General features: G+C 70.5%; 8 protein-coding genes. 2 read left to right on the top strand and 6 right to left on the bottom strand.

The window, feature by feature from the left end:
- Nucleotides 1-45: 45 nt before the first annotated feature.
- The 3 genes from ACFP2V_RS19900 to ACFP2V_RS19890 all read right to left on the bottom strand — a co-directional run bounded on the left by ACFP2V_RS19900 (nucleotide 46) and on the right by ACFP2V_RS19890 (nucleotide 3,723).
- Nucleotides 46-747: an SDR family oxidoreductase gene (locus ACFP2V_RS19900; protein ID WP_381213911.1), complete on the bottom strand. Its 702-nt coding sequence runs from the start codon at nucleotides 745-747 to the stop codon at nucleotides 46-48.
- Nucleotides 748-871: 124 nt separating this feature from the next.
- Nucleotides 872-1,786 (bottom strand): class I SAM-dependent methyltransferase, encoded by a 915-nt coding sequence (locus tag ACFP2V_RS19895; protein WP_381213908.1) that lies wholly within the window; start codon nucleotides 1,784-1,786, stop codon nucleotides 872-874.
- 215 nt (nucleotides 1,787-2,001) lie between these two features.
- A complete protein-coding gene (locus ACFP2V_RS19890; RefSeq protein ID WP_381213905.1) occupies nucleotides 2,002-3,723 on the bottom strand; it encodes a glycoside hydrolase family 6 protein in 1,722 nt (573 codons plus the stop codon).
- 806 nt (nucleotides 3,724-4,529) lie between these two features.
- On the opposite strand from ACFP2V_RS19890, the gene ACFP2V_RS19885 reads away from it, so the two are divergent.
- Together ACFP2V_RS19885 and ACFP2V_RS19880 are read left to right on the top strand one after the other, a co-directional pair.
- Complete coding sequence (locus ACFP2V_RS19885; protein ID WP_381213902.1) at nucleotides 4,530-7,448, top strand: glycoside hydrolase family 48 protein; 2,919 nt, start codon at nucleotides 4,530-4,532, stop codon at nucleotides 7,446-7,448.
- Nucleotides 7,449-7,611: 163 nt separating this feature from the next.
- A complete protein-coding gene (locus ACFP2V_RS19880) occupies nucleotides 7,612-10,308 on the top strand; it encodes a cellulose binding domain-containing protein (protein ID WP_381213899.1) in 2,697 nt (898 codons plus the stop codon).
- An 83-nt stretch (nucleotides 10,309-10,391) separates the two neighbouring features.
- Here the strand turns inward: ACFP2V_RS19880 and ACFP2V_RS19875 are convergent, their stop codons facing one another.
- The 3 genes from ACFP2V_RS19875 to ACFP2V_RS19865 form a co-directional block, all read right to left on the bottom strand.
- Entirely contained in the window at nucleotides 10,392-12,326 is a 1,935-nt protein-coding gene (locus tag ACFP2V_RS19875; protein WP_381213896.1) for a rhamnogalacturonan lyase, read from the bottom strand.
- Between the two features lie 85 nt (nucleotides 12,327-12,411).
- Complete coding sequence (locus ACFP2V_RS19870; RefSeq protein ID WP_381213894.1) at nucleotides 12,412-13,215, bottom strand: class I SAM-dependent methyltransferase; 804 nt, start codon at nucleotides 13,213-13,215, stop codon at nucleotides 12,412-12,414.
- A 5-nt stretch (nucleotides 13,216-13,220) separates the two neighbouring features.
- Nucleotides 13,221-13,535 (bottom strand): 4a-hydroxytetrahydrobiopterin dehydratase, encoded by a 315-nt coding sequence (locus ACFP2V_RS19865; RefSeq protein WP_381213891.1) that lies wholly within the window; start codon nucleotides 13,533-13,535, stop codon nucleotides 13,221-13,223.
- Between the last annotated feature and the right edge of the window lie 96 nt (nucleotides 13,536-13,631).

The raw sequence follows: 13,631 nt of genomic DNA, 5'->3' as shown, positions 1-13,631 counted from the left end.
GGGGGAAGCCGCCGCCCGCCTGTCCGGCCGTCCGGCCGGGGCTCGTCAGTTGGGCTGGCCCACGGGACGGACGACCACGGTGTTGACGTCCACCCCGGCCGGCTGCCGCATCGCCCACACGATCGACTCCGCGATCTGGTCGGCGGTGAGCAGATGGCCGGGCGGGAGGCTGCCGTAGGAGTCCCAGAAGGGGGTCTCCACGCGGCCGGGCGCGACGAGGGTGACCCCGACTCCCCACTCGGTGACCTCCCGCCGGGCATTCTCGGCGAGCCCGGTCACCGCCCACTTCGTCGCACCGTAGAGGTTGCCCGGCGTAGGCACGAACCCGGCGACGCTGCCGACCAGGACGATCCGTCCGCGGGTCTCCTTCAGGGCGTCGATGGAGGCCCTGATCAGCAGGGCGGGGCCGAGAACGTTGGTCAGCACCATCTCGGTCCACCCGGCGGGGTCGCCCTCGGCGACCGAATCGTGGGTGGCGAAACCGGCGTTGGCGACGACTGTGTCCAGTCGGCCGAATGCCTTCAGCGCGGTGTCGACCGCCGACCGCACGTCGTCGTACTCGGCCGCGTTCCCGGGGATCGTCACCAGCCCTTCCGGCTCCCCGAGCTCCTTCGCGAAGCCGCGCAGCCGCTCCTCGCCGCGGCCCGTGACGGCCACCCGCTGCCCCGCGTCCAGCAGCCGCCGGGCCACTGCGGCGCCGATGCCACTGCCCCCGCCGGTGATGAGCGTGACCGGTGAGTCGGTCATGGATACCCCCTGTGTGTCGTCGAGTGCCGGGGAGTACATCACTTGGAGAGCGCTTCAAGTCAAGCTCGCGCCGCCGGACCGGGCTCTCGAAACCTGGTCACCCGGGCCTGACGGACCGCACGGGTCAGACCGGGCGGACGGCCGTGTGGACCGTGTGAGCCGCCAGGAAGAAGACGTCGGGGCGGTGGTGCAGGCTCGCCTCGTCGGCCGGGTCGAGGAGGCGGTCGATGGTGGCGCGGTCGTCGGCGTCCAGTTCCTCGTCGAGTCTGTCGCGGGTGCGGGTGAGGGTCGCGACGACGTGGGCACGAGCACGGTCGGTGGCCGGGGCGGGGAGGTCGAGGAGGAAGGTGCGGGAGCGGCTCTGGTGCAGCCCGGCCGCGGTCAGCAGGGCGGGCCAGTCCTCGGTGTGTGCGACGGAGCCCGGCAGTTCGGCGCGCATACGGGTGAACCAGTCGGCCTCCACGGTATCGATGCGGCTCTGGAGTCCCGGCCGGCCGATGCCGATGTCGCGCGGCAGGTACCGGGTGGTCAGGCCGCCCTCCATGACGGCCAGCGTGCCGCCGGGCGCGAGCCGGGCGGCGTAGGCGGCGAGTGCGGCGCTCTGGTCGCCCAGGTGGTGGACGCTGCGGCTGGCCCACAGCAGGTCGGCCGGGTACTCCAGTTCGTCGAGCACGCCGGGAAGTTCACCGGCGAGGGCGCCGAAGCGGTCGCCGACGCCGTGCCGGGCGGCGCGGTCCGCTGCCCGTTCGAGCAGCGGGGCGGAGCCGTCGGCGGCCACGATGCGGGCGCCCTCGAAGACCTCCGCGAACAGACACGAGATGACACCCGGCCCGCTGCCCGCGTCCACGATCAGTCCCGGCTCCGTCACCTCCTTCGCGAGCCAGCCGAGGGCTCGTTCGTACAGGGGCGTGAACAGTTCGGCCTCCGATTCGAGCAGGGAGGCCATCTCCGCCCACTCGATCTCGGTGTCCGTGGTGCCGTGGCCGTGGTGGTGGTCGTCGTGCCGGGGCTCGTGGCGATGGTGGTCGTGGTGCGCCATGGGGGTCAGCCTCTCCGCTCGGATGCGGACAGGGTGCGCCGACGCACCGGGGAGAGGCCAATATCGTTGCCGCTCCGGCAAAACGGTTTCCCGAAACCGCCCGTACGGGCGTGAGCGATCCGCCGGGGAGCGGGCACGTGGCCCGCTCCCCGGCGGATCGGGGTCACTCGGTGGATCGGGGTCGGCCGAGGTTCAACCGGAGGCCGGCCGGCCGGTCAGGACAGCGGCGGGTACGCCTTCTGCATCAGCTCCTGGAACTGTGCCGAGAACCAGTGGCCTGAGACCGGGGCGTTCGGCAGGGCGCCGGTGAGGTTGTTCCCGTTGCGCGGGGTGCCCGTGTAGGTCGGGTCGCACATCCGGTCGAAGCCCTTGCCCTCGTTGTTCGGGATCGCCTTGCTGGCCCCGTCGGACTCGCCCGGGGGCTTCATCCACACGTAGGCGTCGATACCGGCCTCCGGTGCCGCCTTCGGGCGTTCACCGAGTCCGGCGCCCGACTGGTTGCACCAGTTGCCGATGTGGATGCGGCGGTCGTACCGTCCGCCGTCGATGTAGGTGTCGACGCTGGTCGACGCGCCCGGTCCGGCGGGCCGGGCGGTGCCGCCCCAGCCGTTGCGGGAGGTGTCGATGAGCATGCCGATGTTGGTGTCGAAGCCGGTCGAGACGAGTTTGTTGCGGAAGGCCTGGGCGAAGCCCAGTTCGTCGACGTACCGGTTCCAGTCGACCCACTTGGACTCGCGGACCGACTTGCCGGCCACGGAGTCGTTGAGGGTGAAGTTCTTCTCCTTCAGCGCACTGTAGTTGGCGGTGTTGGTGATGAAGCCGTGGACGTCCGACGGGGTCGCGCCCTCGGCGGTGGCCGCGTCGTAAAACACGTCGGCGGAGGCTCCGAAGTTGTCGTCCCAGCCGATCCAGCCGTGGTGGCCGGCGTCGACGTAGTTGTACACGTTCCCCACGTCGCCGAGCTTGTTCAGGGCGTAGCCGACGCCCTTGACGTAGTTGCCGTTGGCCTTCATCACGTCGCACTCCGGCGTCGCGGTGGCGCGGCTGCCGGTGTTGGTGACGAGGTTGGGCAGGGAGTCGATCTCGACGGTGGTGACGATCCGCAGCGGGGCGTACTTCGCGTCGGCGAGGATCGCGGCGATCGGGTCGATGTACTCGGTCTTGTAGCGGCCGATCTCCGTGGGGCCGAGTTCGCCGTTGGAGGCGAGGGCGGAGCAGTCACGGCCGGGCAGGTTGTAGATGACCAACTGGATGACGAGTTCGCCCGAGCCCTTCTGCCGCAGGGCCTCGTCGAGGTGGGCACGCAGACCCATCTTGCCGTTGGCCCCGTTGATGGCGGCGATGCGGTCCAGCCAGACACCGGTGGGCTGGTTGGCGATGCGGCTGCCGCCCGGTTCGGCTGCCGCGTTCGCGGACCACTCGGGGTTCACGTACACCTTGGCGTCGCTGTAGGGATTGTTGACCCGGTTGCCGGGACCGGGCGGGTCGGTCGGGTCCGTGGGGTCGGTCGGGCCGCCGCCGTCGACGTTGCACGTGACACCGTCGAGGGTGAAGGTGGCGGGAATCGCGTTGCTGCCGCTGTAGGTTCCCTGGAAGCCGAAGCTGGTCGAACCACCGGTCGCCAGTGTGCCGTTGTAGGACTCGTTGGCGGCGGTGACGTTGCTGCCGGACTGGGTGATCTTGGCGTTCCAGCCGCTGGTCACCCGCTGGTTGCCGGCGTAGGACCATTTCACCGCCCACGACGACTTGGCGGCACCGAGGTTGGTGACGGTCACGGAGGCGGTGAAGCCGGTGTCCCACTGGTTCTGCACCTGGTAGGCGACGGTGCAGGGGACGGCGGCGGCACCGACCCCGTCGGGTACGACGGCGTATGCCGTCCCGGTGGCACCGGCGACCAGCGCCATGGCAGCGAGGAGCGCGGTTCTCGTGCGACTCATGAGTGCGGGTTTCCTATCCGTTGAGGGTGTCCAGAAGCGCTGTCGGAAGGGGACGGGCCGAAGAGGGCTGTCCGTGCGGGCAGTTGTCGGTGCGGCCGCTCGTCGGTGGGGCGTGGTCCGTCAGCCGCCGGCCGTCGGGGGCCGACCATCGGCTGCTGACCGCCGGACGCCGACCGGCGAGTGCTGACCATCGGTGCTGTCCGACCGGGGGCGCGCGTGGGTCGCGCGTCCGGTGCCGTACGGCGTGGGGGTGCCTCGGGCGATGGATCAGGACGGAGTCCGGTCCGCGGTCCGGTACGTGCGGGGGCCGGACCGGCCATGAGGGGTCCCACGGGAGTGCGCTGCCCCCGCGCCGGGGGTACGGGTGGTGCCGTCGAGCGGGAACACCGCGGATCCGGTGCCGGCGTCCCTCGGGGAGGCCGTGGCGGAGTGCTCCGCCATGCACACGGGCGCGGTCTCGTGCGCCGTGAGGACCGGTGCGACCGGGGTGCCCGCGCGGGGCACGGCCGTACCGACGGCAGGACGTAAAAGTACTGAACGCGGGGGGTGTCGCATGAGCGACTCCTTGCAGTTCGGACGCGCCGTGACGGACGCGTCGACTGATGGAACCGCTCCCACTGGTGTTCATGAAGCTAGCGCCAAGTGACGGCGAAGAACAGGGGAGTCACCGACATTCACCCAACTCGGGCCGTCGAATCTTTTCGATTCACCACAAGCCTTGACCGCTCTGGACCCCATCCCCACTATGGGAGCGCTCCCACTGGTTCAAGCCTTGACCTCTCCGAGTCGCAGGAGGAACCAGCACCATGCATCCCCCACCCAGAAGACGCCGCGGCGTCCGGCGACTGTGGACAGCCGCCGTGGCAGCGCTGGCACTTCCGCTGACAATGCTCTCCACCGGATCAACTCCCGCTCAGGCGGCTGCTGTTCAGTGCAGCGTGGACTACCGGACCAATGACTGGGGTTCCGGCTTCACCGCGGATCTGACCCTCACCAACCGCGGCACGGACACCATCGACGGCTGGACGCTGACCTACGGCTACGCGGGCAACCAGCAGCTCGCGAACGGCTGGAACGGCAACTGGTCCCAGTCCGGCAGGACCGTGACCGTGAAGAACGCCGCGTACAACGCGCGGATCACGGCCGGCGGCGCCGTCACCACCGGCGCGCAGTTCTCCTACAGCGGCAGCAACCCCGCGCCCACGTCCTTCGCCATCAACGGCACCGCCTGCACGGGGGCCCACCAGCCGCCGATCACCGTGCTGACCAGCCCGGCGGCCGGTGCGGTCTACACGCAGGGCCAGACGGTTCCGCTCGCGGCGACCGCGGCGGCGGCCGACGACGCGACGATCACCAAGGTGGAGTTCTACGACGACACCCGGCTGCTGGGCACGGACACGAGCGCTCCCTTCACGCTGTCCGTCGCCGGATTGACTGTGGGCAGTCATTCGTTGACGGCGAAGGCGTACGACAGCCTGGGCGCCTCCGCGAACTCGACCCCGGTCGGCATCACGGTCGCCTCCGGCCCGACCGTGGTGGCTACGCCGTCCCAACTGGGCGTGCGGCAAGGCGAGTCGGGCACGTACGAGGTGAAGCTGTCGACGCGGCCGAGCGCGAACACGACGGTCACGACGACCCGCGTGAGCGGCAACTCCGGTCTGTCGGTCGGCGCGGGCGCCTCGCTCACCTTCACTCCATCGAACTGGAACACCGCGCAGAAGGTCACGATCAGCGCCGGCTCCTCGGGCACGGGCTCGGCGGTCTTCGAGTCGTCGGCCCCGGGCCACGCGAAGGCCGCGGTCACGGTGACGCAGCTGGGCGCGACGAAGGCGTACGACGCGCGCTTCCTGGAGCTCTACGGGAAGATCACCAATCCGGCGAACGGCTACTTCTCACCCGAGGGCATCCCGTACCACTCGGTGGAGACGCTGATCGTCGAGGCGCCGGACCACGGCCACGAGACCACCTCGGAGGCCTACAGCTATCTGCTGTGGCTGCAGGCCATGTACGGCAAGGTGACCGGTGACTGGTCGAAGTTCAACGGGGCCTGGGACATCATGGAGCGGTACATGATCCCGACCCACGCCGACCAGCCGACCAACTCCTTCTACAACGCGTCGAAGCCGGCGACCTACGCGCCCGAGCTCGACACCCCCGCGCAGTACCCGGCACCGCTGGACACCGGCGTCTCCGTCGGCCCGGATCCGATCGCCTCCGAGTTGAGGTCCACGTACGGCACGGACGACGTCTACGGTATGCACTGGCTCCAGGACGTGGACAACACCTACGGCTACGGCAACGAGCCCGGCAAGTGCGAGGCGGGTCCGACGGCGACCGGTCCGTCGTACATCAACACCTTCCAGCGCGGCTCGCAGGAGTCGGTGTGGGAGACGGTGCCGCAGCCCACCTGTGACGCCTTCAAGTACGGCGGCAAGAACGGGTATCTGGACCTGTTCACCCAGGACGCCTCCTACGCGAAGCAGTGGAAGTTCACCAACGCGCCGGACGCCGACGCACGCGCGGTGCAGGCCGCGTACTGGGCGGATCTGTGGGCGAAGGAGCAGGGCAAGGGCGGTGCCATCTCCGCAACCGTCGCCAAGGCCGCCAAGATGGGCGACTACCTGCGCTACTCCATGTACGACAAGTACTTCAAAAAGGTCGGGAACTGCACCAGCCCGTCCTCCTGCCCGGCCGGTACCGGCAAGGACTCCTCGCACTACCTGATGTCCTGGTATTACGCCTGGGGCGGCGCGACCGACACCTCGGCGGGCTGGGCCTGGCGCATCGGCTCCAGCCACGCGCACGGCGGCTACCAGAACCCCCTCGCGGCCCACGCCCTCAGCTCCTACCCCGGCCTGAAGCCGAAGTCGGCGACCGGCGCGGCGGACTGGGCCAAGTCCCTGGACCGGCAGCTGGAGTTCTACCGCTGGCTGCAGTCCGGCGAGGGCGCCATCGCGGGCGGCGCCACCAACAGCTGGGCGGGCCGCTACGCGACGCCGCCGGCCGGGACGCCGACGTTCTACGGCATGTACTACGACGAGAAGCCGGTGTACCACGACCCGCCGTCCAACCAGTGGTTCGGCTTCCAGGCGTGGTCCATGGAGCGGGTCGCCGAGTACTACCAGCAGACGGGTGACGCCGATGCCAAGGTCGTCCTGGACAAGTGGGTCGACTGGGCGCTGTCGAAGACGACGATCAACCCGGACGGCACCTTCCGGGTCCCGTCGACGTTGCAGTGGTCGGGCAAGCCCGACACCTGGAACCCGTCCTCCCCCGGCGCCAACAGCTCACTGCACGTCACCGTCGCCGACTACACCAACGACGTCGGTGTGGCCGCGGCCTACGCCAAGACGCTGACGTACTACGCGGACCGCTCGGGCGACACCAAGGCCGCAAGGACGGCGAAGGCGCTCCTCGACGGCATGTGGGGCAACCACCAGGACGCCCTCGGCATCGCCGTCCCGGAGACCCGCGCCGACTACAACCGCTTCGACGACCCCCTCCACGTCCCGAGCGGCTGGACGGGCACCATGCCCAACGGCGACACGATCAACTCGTCGTCGACGTTCGACTCGATCCGTTCCTTCTACAAGGACGACCCGGCCTGGTCGAAGATCGAGTCCTATCTGGCGGGCGGCGCCGCGCCCACCTTTACGTACCACCGGTTCTGGGCCCAGGCCGACATCGCCCTGGCCATGGGCTCGTACGCGGAGCTCCTCGAATAGCCCCCGCCGGCGCTCCGCGTGCCGGCCCCGGCACCTGACGCCGGGGTCACGGCGGCCGGGCGGGCCCCCTCGCGCACGGGGGACCCGCCCGGCTCTCGCACGCCCCCTCCCCACTCCTCGCTCCCCCCTCTCGTCTCCCCCCACCCCGAGGAAGGACTTCACCGTGCGAAGAACCCGCGTCCTCACGGCCGTGCTCGCACTGGCGGCCGGCCTGCTCGCGGGCGGCCCGCCCGCCCTCGCCGCCGCTCCCCCCGAACGGTCGGCCGCAGCTGCCGACGCCCCGACGGGCTCCGCGCTCGCCGCCGACACGTACACCTGGAAGAACGCCCGGATCGACGGTGGAGGTTTCGTCCCCGGCATCGTCTTCAACCGCCGGGAGAGGAACCTGGCGTACGCCCGCACGGACATCGGCGGCGCCTACCGGTGGCAGGAGCAGTCGAAGACCTGGACGCCGCTGCTGGACTCGGTCGGCTGGGACGACTGGGGGCACACCGGCGTGGTGAGCCTCGCCTCCGACCCGGTCGACCCGGACCGGGTGTACGCGGCGGCCGGCACGTACACCAACGACTGGGATCCCGGGAACGGCGCTGTGCTGCGCTCGGCGGACCGGGGAGCCACTTGGCGCAAGGCCGATCTGCCGTTCAAGCTGGGCGGCAACATGCCGGGGCGGGGCATGGGCGAACGCCTGGCCGTCGACCCGCACCGCAACAGTGTGCTGTACCTGGGGGCGCCCAGCGGGAAGGGCCTGTGGCGCTCGACCGACTCGGGCGCGAGCTGGTCGCAGGTGACGGCCTTCCCCAACCCGGGCAACTACGTGCAGGATCCGGGCGACACCTCCGGGTACGCCAGCGACAACCAGGGCATCGTCTGGGTCACCTTCGACGAGTCGACCGGCACGCCGGGCAGCGCGACACGGACGATCTACGTGGGGGTCGCCGACACGGAGAACGCCGTGTACCGGTCGACGAACGCGGGCGCCACCTGGCAGCGGGTCGCCGGACAGCCGACCGGGCATCTGGCACACAAGGGCGTCCTGGACACCGGCAACGGTCATCTGTACATCGCATACAGCGACAAGGGCGGCCCGTACGACGGCGGCAAGGGCCGGCTGTGGCGGTACACGACCGCGACCGGCACCTGGACCGACATCAGCCCGGTCGCCGAGGCCGACACGTACTACGGGTTCAGCGGACTGACGGTGGACCGGCAGAACCCGGGCACGCTCATGGCGACGGCGTACAGCTCGTGGTGGCCGGACACCCAGATCTTCCGCTCCACGGACAGTGGTGCGACGTGGACGCAGGCGTGGGACTACAGCTCCTACCCGAACCGGGAGAACCGCTACACCATGGACGTCTCGTCCGTGCCGTGGCTGACCTGGGACGCCCACCCGTCACCGCCCGAACAGACCCCCAAACTGGGGTGGATGACCGAGGCACTGGAGATCGACCCGTTCGACCCGGACCGCATGATGTACGGGACGGGTGCCACGGTCTACGGCACGGAGAACCTGACGAACTGGGACCGTGACGCCACGTTCACCATCACGCCGATGGTGCGCGGCCTGGAGGAGACGGCGGTCAACGACCTCGTCTCTCCCCCGTCCGGCGCCCCGCTGCTCAGCGCGCTCGGTGACATCGGCGGCTTCCGGCACACGGACCTGGCGAAGGTTCCGTCGATGATGTTCACCCAGCCGAACTTCACCTCCACCACGAGTCTGGACTTCGCCGAGTCCCACCCCGACACGGTGGTCCGGGCGGGCGACCTGGACTCCGGCCCGCACATCGCCTTCTCGACCGACAACGGCGCCAACTGGTTCGCGGGCACGGACCCTTCGGGGGTCAGCGGCGGCGGTACGGTCGCGGCGGGCGCCGACGGCAGAGGTTTCGTGTGGAGCCCGCAGGGCGCCGGGGTGCACCACACCACCGGCTTCGGCACCTCGTGGTCGGCGTCGAGCGGCATCCCCGAGGGCGCGGTCGTCGAGTCCGACCGGGTGAACCCGAAGACGTTCTACGGCTTCAAGTCCGGGAGGTTCTACGTCAGTACGAACGGCGGTGCCTCCTTCGCCGCCTCCCCCGCGGCCGGCCTGCCGAGCGGTGACAGCGTGCGGTTCAAGGCACTGCCGGGCGCGGAGGGCGACATCTGGCTGGCCGGCGGGGCGAGCGACGGGGCGTACGGGCTGTGGCACTCCACCAATGGCGGGCAGAGCTTCGCCAAGCTGCCGGGCGTCGACGAGGCCGACACCGTCGGCTTCGGCAAGGCGGCCCCCGGCGCCTCGTACCAGACCCTCTTCACCAGCGCGAAGATCGACGGTGTGCGTGGCATCTTCCGTTCGACGGACCGAGGGCAGAGCTGGACCCGTATCAACGACGATGCCCACCAGTGGGGTTGGACGGGTGCGGCGATCACCGGTGACCCGCGGGTGTACGGCAGGGTGTACGTGGCGACCAACGGCCGCGGGATCGTCTACGGCGACACCTCGGGCACCGGGGGCGGGGACGGCGGCGGGGGCGGTGCCGACCCCGATCCGGGGCCGACGGGCGCCTGCAAGGTGACGTATGAGATCACCAACCAGTGGTCCGACGGTTTCCAGGCCCAAGTGCAGGTGACCAACACCGGGTCGAACGCCTGGAACGGCTGGTCCCTGACCTGGTCGTTCGCGGACGGTCAGCGGGTGTCCCAGCTCTGGAACGGAGCCCACACACAGTCCGGTTCGGCGGTGACGGTGCGCAACGCCGACTGGAACGGCACCGTCGCGGCGGGCTCGTCGGTCGGGTTCGGCTTCACGGCGAGCCGTTCGGCGACGAACTCAAAACCGGCGGCCTTCGCCCTCGACGGGCGGGCCTGCGCGGTGACGTGAGCGGCTGAGGAGCGGTGAGCCCGCGGGGCACGTGCGGCCGGGTCGGCCGTACGTGCCCCGCGGTCCTGCTCGGGTCTGCGTGCTCAGGGGGTGTAGACCGCCGGACGCGGCGGGGTCGGCATGCCGCCGCCGAGGAAGAAGCCGGTGTGCGGCGGCTGGTTGTACGCAGTGTTTTGCCAGGCCAGCGAGGTGCGGTACAGGGTGTCGTGGAGCAGGGTGGTGATCTTGACGTTCGTGTCGTGCGGTGTGGAGTAGATGCGCAGCGCTGTGTTGTCGCTGGTGCGCCAGACGACCTCCTCGCGCCAGTCGCCGAGGAGGTCGCCGGACAGCACCGGTGTGGCCTTGGTGCCGTTGTTGGAGGCGACCCCGGATCCGGTCAGCAGGCGGGTGTCGGAGGAGGTGCCGTACTTGTCGATGTGGGTGCCGTCCAGGAGTTCGCGCACCGGGTCGCCGTCCCACCAGGACAGGAAGTTGGCGGAGGACGGCTTGCGGCCCTTGGTGCCGCCGCCCTCGTCGCGGATGCTGCCGTCGGACGAGGACCACATCTCGGGGCCGGAGTTGCCCGACCAGATGTCACCGGCGACACCGCGCCCGTTGTCGCAGCAGGCGGAGAGCTTCCAGCGGACCGATCCGTTGGCCGGGTCGATGTAGAGGGCGGCGGGCTGGGAGGTCGACTCGGAGACCTTGTAGTACTCCAGGCCGGGGGTCGACGCGTCGAGGTCGCCGAGGTGCTGGGCGTCGCCGTGTCCGGTCCTGGTGGTCCACAGTCCGTTTCCGTTGTCGTCGACGGCCATCGCGCCGTAGACGATCTCGTCCTTGCCGTCGTTGTCGATGTCGCCGACGGACAGGCTGTGGGAGCCCTGGCCGTCGTAGCCCTTGCCGCTGTTGGTGGAGGAGTTGGTGTCGAAGGTCCAGCGGCGGGTGAAGGCGCCGCCCCGCCAGTCCCAGGCGGCGACGACGGAACGGGTGTAGTAGCCGCGGGCCATGATCAGGGAGGGCCGGGAGCCGTCGAGGTAGGCGGTGCCGGCGAGGAAGCGGTCGACGCGGTTGCCGTAGGAGTCGCCCCAGGAGGAGACGGTGCCGCGGGCCGGGACGTAGTCGACGGTGCCCATGGCCCTGCCCGTCTGACCGTTGAACATGGTCAGGTACTCGGGTCCGGACAGGATGTAGCCACTGGAGTTGCGGTGGTCGGCGGAGGAGCTGCCGATGACGGCACCGGTGCCGTCCCGGGTGCCGTCGGCGGTCTTCATGGCGACCTCGGCCCTGCCGTCGCCGTCGTAGTCGTACACCTGGAACTGGGTGTAGTGGGCGCCGGAGCGGATGTTGCGGCCCAGGTCGATGCGCCACAGCCGGGTTCCGTCGAGCCGGATGCCGTCGACGATCGTGTTCCCGGTGTAGCCGGACTGGGAGTTGTCCTTGGCGTTGGTGGGCTGCCATTTGAGGACGAACTCGAGGGCGCCGTCGCCGTCGAGGTCGCCGACGGAGGCGTCGTTGGCCTCGTAGGTGTAGGAGACGCCGTCCGGTGTGGTTCCGCCGGCCGGTGGGGAGATCGGTACGTCCTTGTAGCCGGTGCGGAACTGGACGGCGTGCACGGAGTCGCCCTGCTCGACGCCGTTGACGACGGCGCGGACGGTGTAGTCCGCCTGGGACGGGGCGCCGGAGTGGAAGAACGTGGTGGAACCGGTGACGGGGCTGGAGTTGACCTTCGTACCGGCCCGGTAGACGTTGAAGGAGACGTTGTCCGGGTCGGTGCCGAGCCAGCGCCAGCTGACCAGGTTGCCGCTGCCGTTGTACACGCTGACCACGCCCCGGTCGAGTGCCTCGACCATGGGGGTCCCCCCTGTTCGAGCGGAGTCGAGAACTTGGGGGAGTGCCGTGGCGGCTTCGGCGGTACCTGCGCCGAGCCCGGTGAGCCCTGCCCCGGCGAGGGCCACGGCGGTGAGGACCGCGGGGAGGGCGAACCGGGGTCCGCGTGGCCTGTGCGGGTGCCTCTGCGAGTGCCTGTGCGGGTGCTTCACGGGACGAACCTCCAGGGAGGACGAGGGGATTCCGCCCCTCAGTCGCCACCGGTCGCGGCCTGGTTGCCTTACTGCGTACTGGAGTTCACCCGATCCCGTGACACGCCGAACCGTCCGTGTTTGCCGCCGTTCCCCCGTTCCCGGGCGCCGGTGGCTTCCGGAAGGCGCGGAGGTGGAAGACCGGGTCGGGGCGGGGGCGGTCCTGGTCGGGGAGGGCGGCGAGGCGGGCGGCGAAGGCGTCGGCGAGGGGGGAGCCCGGGGGCAGGGTGCCGAACCAGCCGCGGCGTAGGTCGGCGATGGTGCGGCGAGGGCTGCGGCCCTGGCCGTGGCCCCGGAACACGGCCTGTCCGGCCGGGACCAGGCCGTGTTCGGCGGCGCGGGCCGCCACGTCGGCGGCGAGGTCGCGCACCGGGCTGCGCGGGCGGGCGGAGAGGACGGCGTCGATGTCGCTGCCCACGTTGTGCGAGGCGGCCTTGTCGACGGTGGTGACGTAGACCCCGCCGGGTCGCAGGACCCTGGCGCACTCTCCGACGAGGGCCCGCACGTCCTCGGGGCCGGACTGGAGGTGCAGCAGCCACACGCTGACGGCGGCGTCGAACCGGGCGTCATCGAAAGGCAGTTGCCGGCTGTCGGCGCGCACCACGGCGCCGGGCAGACGAGCCGCCGCGATCCGGGTCATCGACGCGGCGAGGTCGGCACCGGTCACCCGCAGGCCGGCGCGGGCCGAAGGAAAACGCCGGGTCACGATGCCGGTGCCACAGGCGATGTCCAGCAGGTCGCGCGCCCCGAGGGGGATCAGGTTCAGCACCGCCTGCGCGGCGGCCGCGGCCCGGGGCTCACCGCCGCGTGAGGCGTCGTACCGCCCCGCTTCCTCGTCGTAGTCGAGCACACCCCTCAGTGTGCACCGTGGCCGGGTGCCAAGTCCTCTATTCTGCGCGCCAGTTCGACGTCCTTCGCGGTGACGGCACCTCCCGCGCTGTGCGTCTGGACGGCGACGGACACAGTGTTGTAGCCGAGGGTGAGGTCGGAGTGATGGTCGAGTTCCTCCTGCACCTGGGCGACGTGGACGACCATCGCGGTCGCCGCGAAGTGGGAGTCGAGCCGGTAGGAACGGGTGAGTCGGCCGCCGTCGAGCGACCAGCCCGGCAGGTCGGCCAACCGGTCCTCGATCTCCTTCGGCGACAGCGGTTCGGCGGGTTCGGCGGGCATGGGCTGCGCTCCTCCTCTGTCCCCCCGTGGCGGTAGGGATTCCTCTCCGCCCAGCCTGCCACAGGACGTGCCGCCGGACCCTGCGCAGGAGGTCAG

This window comes from Streptomyces incanus, from assembly GCF_042656345.1.
GTDB classification, from domain to species: domain Bacteria; phylum Actinomycetota; class Actinomycetes; order Streptomycetales; family Streptomycetaceae; genus Streptomyces; species Streptomyces incanus.
The sequence above is the reverse complement of the archived record's forward strand: the minus strand, read 5'-3'. Positions and strand labels throughout refer to the sequence as shown.

Excerpts from the sequence above, each read along its gene's own strand:
- ACFP2V_RS19900 (WP_381213911.1), bottom strand. The coding sequence starts at position 747 with ATGACCGACTCACCGGTCACGCTCATCACCGGCGGGGGCAGTGGCATC.
- ACFP2V_RS19895 (WP_381213908.1), bottom strand. The coding sequence starts at position 1,786 with ATGGCGCACCACGACCACCATCGCCACGAGCCCCGGCACGACGACCAC.
- ACFP2V_RS19890 (WP_381213905.1), bottom strand. The coding sequence starts at position 3,723 with ATGAGTCGCACGAGAACCGCGCTCCTCGCTGCCATGGCGCTGGTCGCC.
- ACFP2V_RS19885 (WP_381213902.1), top strand. The coding sequence starts at position 4,530 with ATGCATCCCCCACCCAGAAGACGCCGCGGCGTCCGGCGACTGTGGACA.
- ACFP2V_RS19865 (WP_381213891.1), bottom strand. The coding sequence starts at position 13,535 with ATGCCCGCCGAACCCGCCGAACCGCTGTCGCCGAAGGAGATCGAGGAC.